General features: G+C 58.0%; 15 protein-coding genes and 1 tRNA gene. 8 read left to right on the top strand and 8 right to left on the bottom strand.

All coding sequences use genetic code 11. The features are described from left to right. The first annotated feature begins 83 nt into the window (after window positions 1–83). The 5 genes from QPJ95_RS08320 (at window position 84) to msrA (ending at window position 3117) form a co-directional block, all read left to right on the top strand. Window positions 84–371: an HU family DNA-binding protein gene (locus QPJ95_RS08320; RefSeq protein ID WP_270917344.1), complete on the top strand. Its 288-nt coding sequence runs from the start codon at window positions 84–86 to the stop codon at window positions 369–371. An 82-nt stretch (window positions 372–453) separates the two neighbouring features. Continuing rightward, entirely contained in the window at window positions 454–1347 is an 894-nt protein-coding gene (locus QPJ95_RS08315) for a DMT family transporter (protein ID WP_270917343.1), read from the top strand. Between the two features lie 66 nt (window positions 1348–1413). Beyond that, the gene (locus tag QPJ95_RS08310) at window positions 1414–1977 is read left to right on the top strand and encodes a DUF4202 domain-containing protein (RefSeq protein ID WP_270917342.1); all 564 of its coding nucleotides are present in this window, start codon (window positions 1414–1416) and stop codon (window positions 1975–1977) included. Window positions 1978–2158: 181 nt separating this feature from the next. Then, window positions 2159–2608: a peptide-methionine (R)-S-oxide reductase MsrB gene (msrB, locus tag QPJ95_RS08305; protein ID WP_270917341.1), complete on the top strand. Its 450-nt coding sequence runs from the start codon at window positions 2159–2161 to the stop codon at window positions 2606–2608. Beyond that, window positions 2605–3117 (top strand): peptide-methionine (S)-S-oxide reductase MsrA, encoded by a 513-nt coding sequence (gene msrA, locus QPJ95_RS08300; RefSeq protein ID WP_270917340.1) that lies wholly within the window; start codon window positions 2605–2607, stop codon window positions 3115–3117. The genes msrB and msrA overlap by 4 nt, the downstream gene beginning before the upstream one ends. A gap of 8 nt (window positions 3118–3125) precedes the next feature. On the opposite strand, the gene queG is transcribed toward msrA, so the two are convergent. The 6 genes from queG to QPJ95_RS08270 form a co-directional block, all read right to left on the bottom strand. Beyond that, entirely contained in the window at window positions 3126–4178 is a 1053-nt protein-coding gene (gene queG, locus QPJ95_RS08295) for a tRNA epoxyqueuosine(34) reductase QueG (protein ID WP_270917339.1), read from the bottom strand. A gap of 66 nt (window positions 4179–4244) precedes the next feature. After that, the gene (fzlA, locus tag QPJ95_RS08290; RefSeq protein WP_270917338.1) at window positions 4245–4910 is read right to left on the bottom strand and encodes an FtsZ-binding protein FzlA; all 666 of its coding nucleotides are present in this window, start codon (window positions 4908–4910) and stop codon (window positions 4245–4247) included. Window positions 4911–4977: 67 nt separating this feature from the next. Continuing rightward, the gene (gene mtgA, locus QPJ95_RS08285; RefSeq protein WP_270917337.1) at window positions 4978–5688 is read right to left on the bottom strand and encodes a monofunctional biosynthetic peptidoglycan transglycosylase; all 711 of its coding nucleotides are present in this window, start codon (window positions 5686–5688) and stop codon (window positions 4978–4980) included. 152 nt (window positions 5689–5840) lie between these two features. After that, window positions 5841–10376 carry a glutamate synthase large subunit gene (gltB, locus tag QPJ95_RS08280; RefSeq protein WP_270917336.1) on the bottom strand — a complete coding sequence of 1512 codons (4536 nt, stop codon included), beginning with the start codon at window positions 10374–10376 and terminating at the stop codon, window positions 5841–5843. Window positions 10377–10493: 117 nt separating this feature from the next. Further along, entirely contained in the window at window positions 10494–11519 is a 1026-nt protein-coding gene (locus tag QPJ95_RS08275; RefSeq protein WP_270917335.1) for a class I SAM-dependent methyltransferase, read from the bottom strand. Between the two features lie 203 nt (window positions 11520–11722). Next, a complete protein-coding gene (locus QPJ95_RS08270; RefSeq protein ID WP_270917334.1) occupies window positions 11723–13162 on the bottom strand; it encodes an NAD(P)-dependent oxidoreductase in 1440 nt (479 codons plus the stop codon). A 241-nt stretch (window positions 13163–13403) separates the two neighbouring features. Here QPJ95_RS08270 and QPJ95_RS08265 point away from each other — a divergent pair, with 241 nt between their 5' ends. Continuing rightward, on the top strand, window positions 13404–14210 hold the full coding sequence (locus tag QPJ95_RS08265) for an undecaprenyl-diphosphate phosphatase (protein ID WP_270917333.1): 807 nt from the start codon (window positions 13404–13406) through the stop codon (window positions 14208–14210). A gap of 57 nt (window positions 14211–14267) precedes the next feature. Here the strand turns inward: QPJ95_RS08265 and QPJ95_RS08260 are convergent, their stop codons facing one another. After that, the gene (locus QPJ95_RS08260) at window positions 14268–15257 is read right to left on the bottom strand and encodes a complex I NDUFA9 subunit family protein (RefSeq protein ID WP_270917332.1); all 990 of its coding nucleotides are present in this window, start codon (window positions 15255–15257) and stop codon (window positions 14268–14270) included. A gap of 212 nt (window positions 15258–15469) precedes the next feature. Here QPJ95_RS08260 and QPJ95_RS08255 point away from each other — a divergent pair. Further along, window positions 15470–15555: transfer RNA gene (locus tag QPJ95_RS08255), tRNA-Leu, on the top strand. Window positions 15556–15673: 118 nt separating this feature from the next. On the opposite strand, the gene QPJ95_RS08250 is transcribed toward QPJ95_RS08255, so the two are convergent. After that, window positions 15674–16852 (bottom strand): tetratricopeptide repeat protein, encoded by a 1179-nt coding sequence (locus QPJ95_RS08250; RefSeq protein WP_270917331.1) that lies wholly within the window; start codon window positions 16850–16852, stop codon window positions 15674–15676. 101 nt (window positions 16853–16953) lie between these two features. Between QPJ95_RS08250 and QPJ95_RS08245 the strand changes: the two genes are divergently transcribed. Further along, complete coding sequence (locus QPJ95_RS08245; RefSeq protein WP_270917330.1) at window positions 16954–17223, top strand: hypothetical protein; 270 nt, start codon at window positions 16954–16956, stop codon at window positions 17221–17223. Window positions 17224–17730 lie beyond the last annotated feature (507 nt).

Raw genomic sequence — 17730 nt, 5'->3', positions numbered from 1 at the left:
CCAATCGTTGTGTTGACCCACAACATAACGCTAAGATTACGCAATGAGGCCCCATAAGTCGGGCAGACGTAAGGAGACAAAGAATGTCCAAACCAATGACAAAAACCCAGCTCGTTGCCGCTCTGGCTGAAGACATGGGCAGTGATAAAAAAGCCGCAGGCGCCGCTCTGGAAGCCGTTTGCACACTGATCACCCGTGAAGTTTCCGGTGGGGGTGCTGTGACACTGCCCGGTGTTGGCAAAATCTATTGCCGCGAACGCCCCGAGCGCGAAGTGCGCAACCCGGCTACAGGCGAAAAATTCATGAAAGAAGCCGACAAAGTGGTCAAAATGACCATCGCCAAAGCGCTGAAAGACAGCGTCAACGGCTAAGCTTGAAATCGCTTGAGAATTAGGAAAGGGTCGCCCAAAAGGCGGCCCTTTTTTTGTGGCCGCAGGTTTGAGGATGACAAAGATGGACGCACGCGCAATTGCCATGGGGCTTACCTTTGCCCTGATGTGGTCTTCGGCCTTTACCTCGGCGCGGATCATCGTCGCCGATGCCTCGCCGCTGTTTTCACTGGCGCTGCGGTTTCTGGTCTCCGGGCTGATCGGCGTCGCGATTGCCCGCTGCCTAGGGCAGACTTGGCGCCTGAACCGCCTGCAGTGGCGCGCCACCATCATTTTTGGAGTCTGTCAGAACGCGCTGTATCTGGGGTTCAACTTTGTCGCCATGCAAACGATCCAGGCCTCGCTTGCCGCCATTATCGCCGCCACTATGCCACTGCTGGTGGCGCTGGCCTCCTGGCTGTTGTTCAAGGAACGGCTGAAACCGCTGGGTATCGCCGGGCTGATGGCAGGCGTGCTGGGGGTAGGTTTGATCATGGGAACCCGGATCAGCGCCGGAGTGGACCTGTATGGTGTGATGTTATGCGGGTTTGGCGTGCTGGCGCTTACCGTGGCCACACTGGCGCTGCGCGGTGCCACATCAGGCGGCAATTTCATGATGGTGGTGGGGCTGCAAATGCTGATCGGCTCAGCCTTGCTGTTTGTAGCGGCCCTGCTGTTCGAGGACATCTTTATCAATCCGACCCTGTCGCTGGCGCTGGCCTTTGCCTATACCACGCTGGTGCCCGGCCTGATCGCCACCTTTATCTGGGTGCTGCTGCTGAACCGCATCGGACCGCTGCGCGCGGCGACCTTTCACTTTCTCAACCCGGTGTTCGGGGTTGCTGTCGCCTCGGTGCTGTTGGGGGAACGCCTTGGGGTGATGGATATGGTGGGCGTGCTGATCGTCACCATCGGTATCCTGGCCGTGCAGCTGTCACGCCAACCTGCCGCAGCCACAGAACCTGCCGTTGCCGAATGACTGGTCTTCTCGAGTGCAGATCATCGTCTTTTGCAGTAGCATCACCGCAAGTAATGGGGAGCCGATATGTCTGAAAAATTGAACCAAGTCCTGCAAGCCATCGATGTGGCCAATGCTGCAGATCCCAAGCGTGAGGACGGCCAGCCGGCCTCGCAGCTCTATGGCACCCGCATGAGCGATGAACTGGCCCGACTGTTCCCGGGTGCAAGTGAGCCACTTCAGATCGCCGCCCGTGGTCAGCATGTTGAACGCTGGAAGCTAAAGCGCGACAGCTATCCCGCAGGCCGCGTCGGCTATCTCAACTGGCGCAGGGACCAGGCCCGCCATCACGGAGATGTTGTCGCCGCGCTGATGGTGGAGGCAGGCTATGCGGCCTCCGACATCGAGATCGCTGGCCAGATGCTGCGCAAGGAAGGCCTGAAACGCAACCCCGGCGTGCAGGCCCTGGAGGACGTGATCTGCCTGGTGTTCCTGAAATGGTATTTCACCCCCTTTGCTGCCAAACATTCAGCCGAGAAAATCCAAAGCATCGTGGAAAAGACCGCGCGCAAAATGTCCCCCGAGGGGCGCGCCCGTGTGCTGCAAGAGTTCGACCTGCCCGCAGATCTGGCCGCAGCATTCGCCAGCTAGCCCTCCCGCCCGTCGGCAGGATCTTGCGATCCCTTCTCCCGTTGGGCGTGGCCGCGCCTGCGGCGCGGCTGAACCGCCCAGTCCTGATGTTGCACAATAGCGCGAGTGGGCTGAAATATTGCTTTGCATAGGCTCCAAAACTTCCCATGTATTGGCTCAACGCGAACAACTGGAGATCCCGATGTCAAAATACAGCAAGAACCCGGACGTCATCGCCACTCTGTCGCCTGAGGAATACCACGTCACCCAGAATGCGGGCACCGAACGGCCCGGGACCGGCAAGCTACTCGGCAACAAGGAGCCTGGTCTTTACGTGGATATCGTCTCGGGCGAGCCGCTGTTTGCCTCATCCGACAAATACGAATCGGGCTGCGGCTGGCCCAGCTTTACCAAGCCCATTGAACCTGCCTATATGCAGGAAGTGCAGGATCAGACCCTGGGCATGGCCCGCACCGAGGTGCGATCCACCCATGGCGACAGCCACCTTGGGCATGTCTTCCCTGACGGACCCGCCGATCGCGGCGGCCTGCGCTACTGCATCAATTCGGCCTCGCTGCGCTTTGTCCACCGCGATGACATGGCAGCCGAGGGCTATGGCGACTACATTGACCAAGTGGAGGACATAACATGAGCACCACAGAACGCGCCGTTTTAGCCGGAGGCTGCTTCTGGGGCATGCAGGACCTGATCCGCAAACGCCCTGGGGTGATCCACACCCGTGTTGGCTATACCGGCGGCGATGTACAGAACGCCACCTATAGCAATCATGGCACCCATGCTGAGGCGATCGAGATCACCTTTGATCCCTCAGTGACATCTTTCCGCGAGATGCTGGCGTTTTTCTTTCAGATCCACGACCCCACCACCAGCAACCGCCAGGGCAACGACATGGGGATGAGCTATCGCTCGGCGATTTACGTCACCAGTGAGGGTCAGAAAACCGTGGCCGAGGACACCATTGCCGATGTCGATGCCTCGGGTCTGTGGCCGGGAAAAGTGGTTACAGAGGTCGCCCCGGCAAGTGACTTTTGGCAGGCCGAACCGGAACATCAGGATTATCTGCAAAACCGCCCCGACGGCTATACCTGTCATTTTGCCCGCCCGGGCTGGGTGCTGCCAAAACGCGCCATCGCCTCGTAGGGCGGGCCCTACGCCAACCGCTGTGCCGCCCAGCGCGCGGCATCAGCCACGGTAGCATCCGCATCATCGGCCAAGGCCTGCGCCACCGGGCGCAAGCTGGCGTCCTGCGAATTGCCAATTGCATATAAGACATTGCGGACAAATCGATCCCGACCAATGCGCTTGATCGGCGAGCCTGAAAACATTGCGCGAAACCCGGCGTCATCCAGCACCGCCAGCTCCGCCAATTTCGGCGCCATCAGGTCCGCGCGCGCGGCATAGCGCATGTCGCTGGCCGCAACTGCGAATTTGTTCCAGGGGCAGGCCGCCAGACAATCATCACAGCCATAGATGCGATTGCCCAGCTTGGCGCGCAGCTCTTCGTCAACCGGCCCCTTATACTCGATCGACAGGTAGGAAATGCAGCGCCGCGCGTCGAGCTGATAGGGCGCCACAAAGGCATCGGTCGGGCAGGCATCCAGACAGGAGCGGCAAGAGCCGCAGCGATCGGGTTCCGCCAAGTCCACCGGCAGCTCAAGCGTGGTGAAAACAGACCCTATAAAGGCCCAGTTCCCCCAATCCCGGCTTACCAGATTACTATGTTTGCCCTGCCACCCTAGCCCCGCAGCCTGGCCCAGCGCCTTTTCCGGCACCGGCGCCGTGTCGACGAACACCTTGACCTCCGCCTCAGAACCCTGCGCCTTGGCCGCCTCGATCAGCCATCGGGCCAACCGCTTCAGCCGTTTTTTGACCAGGTCATGATAGTCCTTGTTCTGCGCATAAACCGAGATCGCCCCCCGCTCGCGATGTCGCAAAATCTCGGTCGGATCATGCTCGGGGGCATAGCTTTCGGCCAACATGATCACCGAGCGCGCCTCCGGCCACAGCAGCGCCGGATCGCCGCGCCAATGGGTGCGCTCCGCCATCCAGCCCATCTGACCGTGATACTCGGCGTCAATATAGGCCGCCAGCCGACCGGGCACCTCTGGCACATCCCACGGGCGGCAGATCCGGCAGGACACAAAGCCCTCTTCCAGAGCGCGCTCCACCAGAGCCTGTTTCAACAAAGATCCCATATTCATCTGGCCCTAAATATCCTCGGGGGGAGCCGACAGGCGATGGGGGCAGACAGCCCCCACCTTATCCTATCAGAAATCCAAATCGGCGTAATGGGGTGGCGGGCGGAAGCCTGGCACCTGATCGGCCAGGATAGACCGGAACGCAGGTCGCGATTTGATTTTGGCGTACCAGTCCTTGACCACAGCAGACCGGTTCCAGTCCACATCCGAGATATAATCAAGGCAGGACAAATGTGCGGCCGCGGCAAAATCAGCCAGCGTCATCACATCCCCCGCCAGCCAGCGCCGCTGATCCAGCAGCCAGGCCATATAATCCAGATGATACTTGATCGCCTTGGCCCCATCCTTGACGTTGCGGCTGTCCGGGTAACCCTGGCCGGTGATCTTCTTGTTCACCCGCTCATACAAAAGCTTCGAGGTCACATCATGGTGAAACTTGTCGTCGAACCAGGACACCAACCGGCGCACCTCAAAGCGCGCCTCGGGGTCTTTTGGCATCAGCGGAGGCTCGGGGCGGGTTTCTTCCAGATATTCACAGATCGCAGCACTTTCAGACATCGTCTTGCCGTCCAACCGAACCACCGGCACCTTGCCGGCCGGGTTGCGGCGCAGAAAATCGGCATCCGCCTCCCAATAGCGTTCTTCAACCAGTTCCACCTCGATCTTCTTTTCCGCCAATGACAGGCGGACTTTGCGACAAAATGGAGAGAGCGGTACGTGGTGCAAGCGGGCCATAGGGGTCAGAGGCGTCCTGAAACAAGAGAAAGGTGCCGTCCAGCAATGCCCCGCGCCGACGGGAAATTCAATCCTCGAAACACGCCGCGCGACCATCTGCGCGGATGGTGGCCGCCCCATCTGCGATATGGCGCGCTCTCGTTGTCAGCTTTCGGCTGGGGGCCTTTGCAGATCGGCTTTTGGGCGCAGGCAATACCGCCGCCAGCAAAGACGCCTGTTTTGCATTAAGCTGATCCGGCGCCACATCAAAGCTGGTCCGCGCCGCCGCCTTTACACCAAATACGCCCTCTCCCATTTCGGCGACATTCAAATAGATCTCCAGAATGCGCCGCTTGCTCCAGACCGCCTCAACCGCCGGCGTAATCAGGGTTTCCAGCGCCTTGCGCAGCCAGCTGCGGCCCTGCCACAGGAACACATTCTTCACCACCTGTTGTGAAATCGTAGAGCCGCCACGTTGGCTGCCTTCGTCCAGCACCGCCCGCACTGCCCGCACATCAATGCCCCAATGCTGGCAAAACCGGGCATCCTCGGCGGCCACAACGGCGCGCGCCATAACCGGAGCGATATCCTCTATAGCCACCCAGTCCTGATCAATTCGACCTAACCGGCTGCCCTCGGTCCACATAGTATGCGTGGTGGGCGGGTTCACAACCGTATACAAAAGGATAAAAAATCCAACAAGCGCCACAAATGCCAGCACGCCGCGCAGCAGCCAGCGCCGCAGCCATTGCATGGGAGCGATCTTCTTTTTGCTTTTGGATTTCTTCTTTTTTGCCATGCCCCTCTATAGGCCGGCATCACCCTGCGTACCAACAGCAAAAATCACCGCCGTCTGGACCAGGTCCAGCTATCGATGCGAAACCTCGGGGTGCAAATGCTTAAAAATGCAGCCCCGCAGGCGACCAGCCTGCGGGACCGTTTGACAACAGTTTACTCGGCCGGAACCGCAGCCTTCTCGAGCGACAGCGGCTGTGGCAGATGCACCAGCATCTCAATCGGGCAGACCTGCAGGAAGTTGCGCTTTTCACTGTCCCAGTGCTGCAGAATATCAGCGGCCTTGCGGCTGCCGGTTTCCTCCAGATGGCGCTCGATCAGATCTTTCAGCTGTTTTTCCCAATGCGGCACAGTCACCGGGTTTGTCACCAGAGTTTCCATATTCATCATCGGCGCCGCTTCACCCTCGGGGTCATAGAGATAGGCCATGCCGCCGGTCATTCCGGCGCCAAAGTTGGCACCGATGGAGCCCAGGATAACCGCAAGTCCGCCGGTCATATATTCACAGCCACAGGCGCCACAGCCCTCGATCACCACTTTGGCACCCGAGTTACGCACCGCAAACCGTTCGCCGGCGCGACCCGCTGCAAACAGATATCCATCGGTGGCTCCGTATAGAACCGTGTTGCCGATGATGGTGTTATCCGACGCGGTCAGCGGGCTGACCTGCGGCGGCCGTACCACGATGGTACCGCCGGACAGGCCCTTGCCAACATAGTCATTGGCATCGCCCGACACTTCCAGTTTTAGCCCCGGCACCGCAAAGGCGCCCAGCGACTGACCCGCAGAGCCCTGCAGTTTCACCGTCAGGTGATCCGCCTGGAACGCATTGCGCATGCCAAAGTTGCGCACAATATGGCTGGATGTCCGGGTCCCCACAGTCCGGTGCGTGTTCTGCACCGTGTAGGACAGCTGCATCTTTTCGCCGTCTTCCAGGAACCGGGCCGCATCGCGAACGATTTCGGCGTCCAGCGTATCGGGCACCACATTGCGGTCTTTGTCCCGGTTGTAAACGATATCAGCCGAGCCATCGACGGTGATCAACAGCGGGTTCAGGTCCAGATCGTCCAGATGCGCCGAACCGCGGCTGACCTGCGCCAGCAGATCCGCACGGCCGATCACCTCATCCATGCTGCGCGCCCCGATCGAGGCCAGCAGTTCGCGGACTTCCTGCGCATAGAAGGTGATCAGGTTCACAACCTTGTCCGCAGCATTGTCTACAAACTTGGCCCGCAGCTCTTCATCCTGGGTACAAATGCCAACTGGGCAGGTGTTGGACTGGCACTGACGCACCATGATACAGCCCATCGAGATCAGTGCCGCAGTGCCGATGCCGTATTCCTCGGCCCCCAGCATCGCCGCCATCAGAACGTCACGACCGGTGCGCAATCCCCCATCGGTCCGCAGGGTGACCCGCTCGCGCAGGTTGTTCATCGCGAGAACCTGATGGGCTTCGGTCAGACCCATTTCCCACGGCAAGCCGCAGTATTTGATCGAGGTCGCAGGCGACGCCCCTGTGCCGCCATTGTGGCCCGAGATCAGGATAATGTCGGCCTTGGCCTTGGCCACACCAGCCGCAATGGTGCCAACACCCGACGAGGCTACCAGTTTCACCGTCACCTTGCAGCGCGGGTTGATCTGCTTGAGATCATAAATCAGCTGCGCCAGATCCTCGATCGAATAGATATCGTGGTGCGGCGGCGGCGAGATCAGGGTCACCCCTTTGGTCGAGTGACGCAGACGCGCAATCAGTTCAGTGACCTTGATGCCCGGCAACTGGCCGCCCTCACCGGGCTTGGCCCCCTGCGCCACCTTGATCTCCAGCTCTTCGCACTGATTCAGGTATTCGGCAGTTACGCCAAAGCGGCCCGAGGCCACCTGTTTGATCTTGGCCGAGGGGTTATCGCCGTTTGGTTCCGGCACAAAATGCGCCGGATCTTCACCGCCCTCGCCTGAATCCGACTTGGCGCCAATACGGTTCATTGCGACGTTCAGGGATTTATGCGCCTCGGGCGACAGTGCCCCCAGCGACATGCCCGGAGTGACAAAGCGTTTGCGGATCGAGGTGATGCTTTCGACCTCTTCAATCGGCACCGCCTTACCCAGTGGTTTGACGTCCAGTAGATCCCGCAGGTGGATCGGCGGGTTGCTCTGCATCTTGGCCGAATACTGCTTCCACAGCTCAAACGAAGCCTGCTTGCAGGCCATCTGCAGCAGCTTCATCGAGCTGGCTTCCCAGGCATGGGTCTCGCCCGATTTGCGCGCCTTGTAAAACCCGCCCACCGGCAGCACGTCCAGGCCGTCAATCCAGCCCTTGGCATGAATCTCTACCGCCTTGGTTTGAATGCCGGTCACCCCGATACCAGAAATCCGGCTGGTCATGCCGGGGAAGAACTCGGCACACATCGCGCGCGACAGGCCCACCGCCTCAAAGTTCAACCCACCACGGTATGAGGAAATCACCGAGATACCCATCTTGGCCATGATTTTCAGCAGGCCCTGATCAATCGCCTCGCGATAGCGGCTGACGTTTTCGGTCAGGGTGCCATCCAGCAGCCCGCGCTCGACCCGTTCGGCCAGCGAGTCCTGCGCCAGATAGGCGTTCACCACGGTTGCACCACAGCCGATCAGTACCGCAAAGTAATGCGGGTCGATGCATTCTGCCGACCGCACGTTCAGTGAGCAGAATGTGCGCAGGCCCTTGCGTGTCAGATGCGAATGCACCGCACTGGTGGCCAGAATCATCGGCATCGCCACCCGGTCAGCATTTGAGTGCTGATCAGTCAGGACCAGATGGCCTGCGCCGGAGCGCACCGCCTCTTCTGTTTCGGCCCGAACACGCGCCAAGGCAGCGCTAAGGGCGCCGTCACCGGGGACAAAGGTACAGTCGATCTCGGCCAGCGGTGCGTTGAACTCCGCCGTCAGCTTGTCCCACTGGGCATTGCCCACAAAGGGGCTCTCCAGCACAATGATCTCGGTCTGGCTGCTGCTTTCTTCCAACACGTTCTTGAGATTGCCAAAGCGGGTTTTCAGGCTCATCACCCGGAATTCGCGCAGCGAATCAATTGGCGGGTTGGTCACCTGGCTAAAGTTCTGCCGGAAGAAATGGCTGAGTGGGCGGTACATCTTGGACAGAACCGCGCTGGGGGTGTCATCGCCCATCGAGGCCAGGGTCTCTTTGCCGTCCTCAGCCATCGGATGCAGAATCTGCTCCAGCTCCTCCATTGTGTAACCTGCGGCGCTCTGGCGCTTGTGCAGCTCGTCACCGGCGAACAGGGCCTGCTCGCTGACACCTGACAGGCTGTCTTCCAGGTTGTTGATCTTGCCGACCCATTCGCCAAACGGACGCGCGGCGGCCAGTTGGTCCTTGATCTCGGCGTCGCGGAACAGCTTGCCCTCTTTCATATCGACAGCAATCATCTGCCCCGGACCCAAGGCGCCCTTTTCGACCACCGAACCCTCATTGATTGGAACCATGCCGGCCTCAGAGCCAGCAATCAGCAGCCCGTCACCGGTGATGACATAGCGCATCGGCCGCAGCCCGTTGCGGTCCAGGCCGGCGCAGACCCAGCGACCATCCGTCATCGCCAGCGCCGCCGGGCCATCCCAGGGCTCCATCACCGAGTTGCAATAGGAATACATGTCAACCCAGGGCTGTGGCAGATCAACAGCCTGTTTTGACCAGCTTTCCGGCACCATCATGGTTTTGGCCATTGGCGCCGTCCGGCCCGCGCGCACCATCACTTCGAACACGCAATCCAGCGCCGCCGAATCCGAGGCCCCACCCGGAACGATCGGTTTGATATCCTCGGCCAGATCGCCAAAGAAGGCCGATGCCATGCGGATTTCATGGCTTTTCATCCAGTTCAGGTTGCCCTTCAGCGTGTTGATCTCGCCGTTATGCGCCAGCATCCGAAACGGCTGCGCCAGCCACCACTGCGGGAAGGTATTGGTGGAATAACGCTGGTGATAAATCGCAAAAGCCGATTCAAACCGCTCATCCATCAGGTCGGGGTAGAACACAGCAACCTGTTCAGCCAGCATCATCCCCTTGTAGATGATCGAGCGGCAGGACAGCGAGGCAATATAGAGTCCGTACACATGCGCAGCGGCAGCGGCTTTCTCAATTCGACGACGAATCACATAGAGCTCGCGCTCGAATGTTTCCTCGTCCACTCCCTTGGAATTGGAAATCAGAATCTGTTCGATCTCGGGACGGGTGGCGTTGGCCTTCTCCCCCAGACAAGTCACATCCACTGGCACATGGCGCCAACCATAGATGGAATAGCCCATGCGCAGCACTTCGGTTTCGACAATGGTCCGGCAAGTTTCCTGAGCGCCGAAATCGGTCCGCGGCAGGAACACCTGACCCACCGCCATCAACTGATCCATGCGCGGCTCATGACCTGTGCGTTCGATCTGGTCGTAGAAGAACTTGACCGGGATCTCGACGTGAATACCAGCGCCGTCACCAGTCTTGCCATCCGCATCCACCGCGCCGCGGTGCCAGATTGCCTTGAGCGCATCAATACCAGCCTCGACCACTTTGCGGCTTTTCTTGCCATCGATGGAAACCACCAGACCGACCCCACAGGAGGAATGCTCTTCCGCCTCGGAATAGAGCCCGTTTTCCGCCATATACTGGCGTTTGGTTTCTTCGGCACGCACCCATTCGGCATCATACTTGGTCATTGGTCTTCTCCTTCTTCGGGTGCAAACAGCGCGATTGTTTCCGCCGCTGTGAGCCGTTTATGGTCGCCGTGCAGACCCCTCGTGTCAGGGGCTGCAACATGTTGTTTCGATATCTGCTCAGTTGGTCGATTTTGGCTTTAGCAGCACGATGATCTGGTAGAAGTCTTCGCTTGAGATATTGGTCCCGACGATGTCCCAATCCTCGGCGATTTCCGCCAGTTTCTCCAACGACACGCTGGTGTCGCCGTAGGCGGGGATTTCGGTGGATGTGTTCAAAGCATGCGGTGCAAACGCCAGCCCCTTGGTCTGATGCGCAGCAATCATCGTCTCGGCCCGCTTGGCATATGTTGGATTGATGCTCCAATATTCCTCGGGCCGGATGGTGATGGCCAGCAGCCCATCCTGCTTGACCACAGGGCGCAGCGCCTTTAGCGCCGCATGCATCGCCTGACCAGAGGTGTGAGTGAAAACCGAAAAGGCAAACGCAAAATCAAATGTCTTGTCCGGATACGGCAGCGTTTCTGGTACGTAGTCCGACATTTCAATTGCATTGGGGATATCGCAGGACAGGCACTGGTCCAACGACGCCTCCATCGGATCGCAGCCATGCACCTTATCGGGATCCGAATAATAGGTCATCAACCGCAAAAACCGGCCATAGCCACAGCCAAAATCCAACATGGTTGCGCCAGCCAGAGAGCGGCCGGTCAGCCGGTTATAGTCATCGGCCACCGCGCGCAGGAAACTGATGCTTTGCACCATCAGTGGCAGCCCGCTTTGACCGGTCCATTTGGCCTGAACAGCCAGATCTGTCATTTTGGGCAGGCATTGTGACAGCTGCGGATAGCCCTCAAGCGGCAGGCTCCACATCAGCCGCGAAAAACCATCCAGCCCCAGCCGACGCAGAACCGACAGCACCGCAGGGATACCGCTCCCGACCATCGCCTCGGCCCTGTTCAGTATCTCCCGTTCAAACGAGAGAAATTTGATTTCTCGATCCGCGTTCTGTGGCCGGTCGGACATAAAGTCCCGAGAGGTCAACGCGGCCTTATGAGCCAGAGGCTTTTGTGCCAGAGCCTTTGGTGCCAGCGGTTTTGCTGGTTTCTCGCCGGAGAAAATACGTTTGATTGATGCCAATTCCATTAGTCACTCCTTGCGGCAGTGCCGAATATATTTTGGGTGTTTGAGGCACATTGTGTATCGCCAAAGGCGGTTGTGCCTGCGCAATTGCAGCTCCACAATTGCACAAATCCAGCGCCAACACCAATCCGCTTGCTGCTGCCTTCAAACACCCAGTTCATTCAAACCACTCGCATCAGAGTTACCACCTTAGGTAGACTGAACTTTCATTCAGCCGCCTGGATCATCGCTGCATCCATCTTTGCCAGAATCGCCTGCGCACAATCGCGGCCATCCTTGATCGCCCAGACAACCAGACTGGCACCGCGCACGATATCGCCCACCGCATAGACACCGTCCAGATCGGTCGCACCGGAGGTGAATTCGGCCTTGATGGTGCCCCAGCGGGTCACCGGCAATTGCGGCTGATTCCAAAGCGTTGGCAGGTCTTCCGGCTCAAAGCCCAACGCTTTGATCACCAAATCGGCCTCTTCAACATAATCGGAACCTTCGATCACTTCCGGCGCCTGGCGACCCGAGGCATCAGGTTGCCCCAGACGCATCTTCTGCACCATCACCCCCGAGACTTTGCCGCTGTCGTCGGTGAAGCCCTTGGGGGCGGACAGCCACTCAAAGATCACGCCTTCTTCTTCGGCGTTCTGGGTCTCACGTTGCGAACCCGGCATATTTGCCCGGTCCCGGCGATACAGACATTTAATCGAAATCGCACCCTGGCGAATCGAGGTCCGCACGCAGTCCATGGCAGTATCACCACCACCAATCACCACCACGCGCTTGCCCTTGGCATTCATCTGTCCACTGGTGAATTCGGCAACATCGTCACCAAAGCTTTTCTTGTTCGACGCGGTCAGGAAATCGATGGCTTTTTCAATGCCAGCGGCACCGCTGCCCGGCATCGCCAGGTCACGCGACTTGTAGACGCCAGTGGCAATGATCACCGCGTCGTGCTTGGCGCGCAGATCGTCAAACGAGATATCTTCGCCAATGGCGCAATTCAGTTCAAACTTGACGCCGCCCTCTGCCAGCAGATCATTGCGGCGCTGAACCACGTCTTTTTCCAGCTTGAAGCCCGGAATACCATACATCAGCAGCCCACCCGCCCGGTCCGAGCGGTCATATACGGTAACCTGTACGCCAGCCTGACGCAGCATGTCAGCCGCCGCCAGACCGCCGGGTCCAGCCCCAATGATGCCAACGCTTTCAACCCGTTCAATGGAGGGAGACGCCGGCTTGACCCAACCCCGATCCCAGGCCGTGTCGGTGATGTATTTCTCAACCGCGCCGATGGTCACGGTGCCGTGGCCAGACTGCTCGATGACACAATTGCCCTCGCACAGCCGGTCCTGCGGGCAGATCCGACCACAGATCTCGGGGAATGTATTGGTCGCCTGACTGATCTGATAGGCTTCCTCGAGCCGACCCGTCGCGGTCAGCCGCAACCAGTCGGGGATGTTGTTTTGCAAAGGGCAGTGATCCTGACAATATGGCACCCCACATTGGCTGCATCGGCTGGACTGCTCTTGCGCCTTGGCTGCTGCATATTCGGTATAGATTTCATCGAAATCTTCCCGGCGCGCATCGGCAGTGCGCTTGTCGGGCATATCGCGCTCGATTTGCACGAATTTGAGCATCGGTTGCTTGGCCACGGGTCAGACTCCCTGAATTGGCTGGCTGCGATCTAAAGATATTCAGAGCACGGCGGAATAAACGTCAGTAACGCTGACCTTAATCATCAGCACTTAATGTGTGATACCTGACGGCTGGGGAATGTACAGAGATTTTAGGTTACACATCGGACCTAAATCAAAGACTTTCATTTGAAACGCGACACTTATACAAACCGAGCGAGCGTTACGATTTCCCACCGCCCAACAGGATACCGAATTTATGCCGCTTTTTCAGCTCATTCTGGTTGCGCTCATCCAGGGTATAACCGAATTCCTGCCGATCTCCTCCTCTGGCCACCTGATTCTGCTGCCCGCCCTGACCGGCCTGCAAGATCAGGGGCAATTGATTGATGTGGCGGCTCATATTGGCACCCTGATAGCCGTTGTTGTGTTTTTCTGGAGCGACGTGCGGATTGGTTTGGGTGGCGTGCCACGACTGTTGAGCGGACGCGCCGACACCGCCGGATCACGCCTTGCGCTGGGGCTTCTGGTCGCCACAATTCCAACCATCATTCTCGGCGCCGTCCTGCATTTCACCGGCCTTAGCAGCGCGCTGCGATCGATGACAGTGATCGGCTGGACCATGCTGGGCTTTGGGCTTGTGCTCTATGTGGCCGACCAAAAGGGCCGCACCGGCAAAACAGCCTGTGACTGGGGGATGAAAGATGCGCTGATCATGGGGCTGTGGCAGATGCTGGCGCTGATCCCCGGCACCTCGAGGTCCGGGATCACCATCACAGGAGCCCGACAACTGGGCTACAACCGCACCGACAGCGCCCGCATCTCGATGCTGATGTCGATCCCCACGATCATTGCCTCGGGACTTCTTCTGGGCAGTGAAATGGCCGTCGATGCCAATGCCGCAGTGATCCGCGACGCGGCACTTGTGGCGCTGCTATCGATGCTCTCTGCGCTGGTCGCGCTGAGCCTGATGATGCGACTGCTGCGCCGCGTCAGCTTTACACCATATGTCATCTACCGGGTCATTCTTGGCGTCGTGCTGCTCAGCATCGCCTACAGCAGCTGACCCGCAGCAGTGCGGTTGGCGTAGGGTGCGTGCTGGCACGCACCGCTACTGCTTCTATCAACCGTCGTGGCGCAGATTGCGGGCTGATCCGGTGATCGCATCATATTGGCCGGACGGACGGAACTTCCAAAGATAGTCTGGCAGCACCGAACCCAGAGTCACCGGCTGCACATCCAGATCCGCAAAGCCCTTGGCACCCTCGGACACCACAGAATCACGGGCCAACCCGCGCAGCTGATCCCGGGTCAGCACTCCATTTGAGATGAGCTGAAAACTGGCCGCCTGCATCATGTCAAAGCCAAAGGCCATCATCCAGGCCGCAAACCCGGGCAGCGAGACCACCAGACGGCGACGGTGGATCACCGTCAGCATCTCATCCATCAGCGCCCGGAAGCTCTTGACCTCTGGTCCGCCCAATTCATAGACACCGCCCTCGGCCTCACCCAGCAGCCCCTTGACCGCGGCCTTGGCCACATCGTCAACAAACACCGGCTGGAACAAAGTCTTGGCGCGGGCGATTGGCAGCACCGGACCCAATCGGGTCATGCCGGCAAAGCGGTTAAAGAAATTATCTTCGGTGCCAAACACAACCGAAGGGCGCAAGATCATTGCCTTTGACATATGCTTCAACACCGCCGCCTCGCCTGCCGCCTTGCTGCGGCCATAGGCACTGGGGGCCTGTGCATCCGCCCCAATCGCCGACAGATGCACCATAGTGGCAACGCCGTGATCTGCCGCGATGCGGGCAATCCGCTCAGCGCCGTCCACATGAATCGCCTGAAAGCTGTTTTTGCCCAGCTCGTTCAGCACACCGACGCAGTTCACCACCGCATCACATCCCTGCATCACCGCAGCCACCGAAGCATCGTCGCGGATATTGCAAAAGACCGGCTCAACCTGCCCCGGAACGCCATAGGGCCTTACGTGCATGGCCTCATTCGGGCGACGCACGGCAACCCGCACCCGCCAACCATCTTTGGCCATGCGGCGCGCAATGTAGCGGCCGACAAAACCAGACCCGCCATAGATCGTGACCAGTTTGGACATCATTTGGCTCCTAACTTTAGCTGTTGCTCCGATCTACCGCTCTACGGCCCTGCAAACAAGGCGCAAAACACCGCAGATTGTCTCCAGGTAGACCCTTTTCAGCGCCCTACCCACCAGACCCCGCAATCCTTCACCTAGGATAGATGGAAAAAACATCAAAAATCCGTTTGACGCCCTCAGCGCCCTGACCTATACGGCCTCCACTACCCCGTGCCCAGATGGCGGAATGGTAGACGCGCTGGCTTCAGGTGCCAGTGACCGCAAGGTCGTGGAGGTTCGAGTCCTCTTCTGGGCACCATATATTCCTGACATCAGCGGACCAATCGAAACCCGCGATCAACCCGCCCAATTTCATCCCGTTCGACACCCAACCTAGAAGATTGCCCCTGGTCTTAAACCAATCCCCCGGCCTGCAATTACCCCAACTTGGCCAGATTATATATGCTGTTTGGTCGTTGCGCCAAGCGTTCGGACAGTAACATCTCGGTTAGAGATTTGCTGGATGACCGCAAACCGGCTTCTAGCAAAGTGCGCTCGATTACATCACGTTGGGCATGGCTGCCCCCAAATCGGATCACCTGATCCCGGATTGGAACCAACATATCAACAACTTTTGCATACTCTTTTCTGCCATAACTTTTTAGCGCATGACAGATAGGCAATCCAACATCACGCGTCACTCCATAGTTGGATTCCGCCTGATTGGATGGGGCAACAATATAAGCATTTAGTGTATCAATCATCGCATCAGCGGCTTTATCGTCTCCGCTTGCCACAAAGGCCATCATCGCATGGACATCATTGAATGAATAGAACGCCTGATCAGCCGATGGATGCCAGTGATTGGCAAGTTCGAGCCAGCGGTCGCCCACATCGACGTCTTCGAGGAACAATCTCCAAAGAGCCGAAGACCCATCCACCAACCCCAAAAGCGCCGGCTTTTTTTCACATTTCGGCAGTACAAAAGTGTCAAATAATTGAACACAACGATCCAGCTGGCCTTGTTCCAAACGATACAAAATGGTGTGAATAGCGTTGTGAGAGACGAGGAAGTTGATTTCACTCCAATCATGCAACCTGTTCTCCATGAAGTCAGCCCCTCTATCGAAACGGCCCAGCATCTCTAAAGCATGCGCAACTGCGTGGATACTCCAGACATCTTCAGGATTGCTTTCAAGTGCCGCCATGCCCACGTCTTCAGCTTTTTCAAATTCATGTGCTTCTTCAAGCCCGAAAGAATACATTCCCATTACAAAGCTGTACAAGGGGTGCTCCGGATCCCAATATGGTATGCAACTTGCAATACGGTCTCGGATATTTTTTGAATCCCCCAGATAAAAGTCGATCTGGTGCCCCATCCAAAGTGCCAGGATATCGGTCGGAAATTTCTCCAAAAGCTCATCCAGCGCTTTGCTTACTTTCCACAAATCACCACCAAGCCAAATTTTCAGAGCTTGAAAATGCAGTTTTTCACGACGGTTACACGGGCGCATGGCCATAATTTCATCAATGATTTTCAGGCGTTTCTTGGCGCCCTTGGCATAACGCCGATCAGTTGAGACCAAATCCATATGGGTTTTGAAAATATGGGCCATTACAAAATCAGGATCGATGCCTGTCGCACGATATGCAATGAATTGTCATATATACCAGTAAGTTCAGACCAATTGTTCTTCAGCACTCGACGCCGCAAAACATGGATCAGGGGATTGATGATAAACCTATCCGCAAAGCCTATGAGGCGGGGTATTTTCGCTTAGACCCCTACAAGGGCGATCACAGCAAGGCGGCAACCACCCGTGACACTCCTATTGACTTCAAGGTTGCTATCGAAGGGTTTCGACCTGAAGAATTGACCCGGCGCGAACGCCAGATCCTTGACTTCTCTGCAAACAGAGAGCCGGTTTGGGGAATTCATTGGACCGTTTTGCACCCGCAGCCAAGGTCAGATTCCCGCCCGAATTGACGGTTATGCTGTATTGTAGCGAAAGTCCGCCCCCCCCAATTATGCCATTTCTCCAGTCAACTCCTGAGGTCGGCAATCAGTAAGTTCGAAGAAACCTATCACATTGCCATCGCCAAGAAATGGCGCACGTGTATTACACTTTATAATTCAATGCGTTATGGGAAACCTGCGAGTCCTCTTCTGGCACCATATATCCCTGACATCAGCAGACCAATCGAATCCCGCGATCAACCCGCAAAGCCGCAGCCCCAATCCCTGCCACATAGGGACAGTGATAAGCGGTCGATGTTCCGCGATGTCGCCCATGATCGTTACTCCGGCCTCTGTAGGCGCCACCAGACATTCTGCCGCTGCAGGTCTCATTGATGGCGGCCTGTGGGCAAGGGCGAGAAAACCAAGCGGTTCGATCCTCAGCGTCTTCATGGCGCTGTGTATTCCCGGGCTCACCCTATGACAGCAGCTCCCGAGCCCCAAGGCCCCCTCCAATACCTGCCGGGACTGGCAGGT

Origin of the sequence: Parasedimentitalea psychrophila, assembly GCF_030285785.1 — a bacterium.
Lineage (GTDB): Bacteria > Pseudomonadota > Alphaproteobacteria > Rhodobacterales > Rhodobacteraceae > Parasedimentitalea > Parasedimentitalea psychrophila.
The sequence above is the reverse complement of the archived record's forward strand: the minus strand, read 5'-3'. Positions and strand labels throughout refer to the sequence as shown.

Bases quoted from the DNA above. Each gene is read 5' to 3' on its own strand.
- QPJ95_RS08320 (WP_270917344.1), top strand. From the start codon at position 84: ATGTCCAAACCAATGACAAAAACCCAGCTCGTTGCCGCTCTGGCTGAA.
- QPJ95_RS08260 (WP_270917332.1), bottom strand. From the start codon at position 15,257: ATGTCCAAACTGGTCACGATCTATGGCGGGTCTGGTTTTGTCGGCCGC.
- QPJ95_RS08245 (WP_270917330.1), top strand. From the start codon at position 16,954: ATGGATCAGGGGATTGATGATAAACCTATCCGCAAAGCCTATGAGGCG.
- msrB (WP_270917341.1), top strand. From the start codon at position 2,159: ATGTCAAAATACAGCAAGAACCCGGACGTCATCGCCACTCTGTCGCCT.
- fzlA (WP_270917338.1), bottom strand. From the start codon at position 4,910: ATGGCCCGCTTGCACCACGTACCGCTCTCTCCATTTTGTCGCAAAGTC.
- QPJ95_RS08265 (WP_270917333.1), top strand. From the start codon at position 13,404: ATGCCGCTTTTTCAGCTCATTCTGGTTGCGCTCATCCAGGGTATAACC.
- mtgA (WP_270917337.1), bottom strand. From the start codon at position 5,688: ATGGCAAAAAAGAAGAAATCCAAAAGCAAAAAGAAGATCGCTCCCATG.
- QPJ95_RS08250 (WP_270917331.1), bottom strand. From the start codon at position 16,852: ATGGCCCATATTTTCAAAACCCATATGGATTTGGTCTCAACTGATCGG.
- gltB (WP_270917336.1), bottom strand. From the start codon at position 10,376: ATGACCAAGTATGATGCCGAATGGGTGCGTGCCGAAGAAACCAAACGC.
- QPJ95_RS08315 (WP_270917343.1), top strand. From the start codon at position 454: ATGGACGCACGCGCAATTGCCATGGGGCTTACCTTTGCCCTGATGTGG.
- QPJ95_RS08310 (WP_270917342.1), top strand. From the start codon at position 1,414: ATGTCTGAAAAATTGAACCAAGTCCTGCAAGCCATCGATGTGGCCAAT.
- msrA (WP_270917340.1), top strand. From the start codon at position 2,605: ATGAGCACCACAGAACGCGCCGTTTTAGCCGGAGGCTGCTTCTGGGGC.
- QPJ95_RS08275 (WP_270917335.1), bottom strand. From the start codon at position 11,519: ATGGAATTGGCATCAATCAAACGTATTTTCTCCGGCGAGAAACCAGCA.
- queG (WP_270917339.1), bottom strand. From the start codon at position 4,178: ATGAATATGGGATCTTTGTTGAAACAGGCTCTGGTGGAGCGCGCTCTG.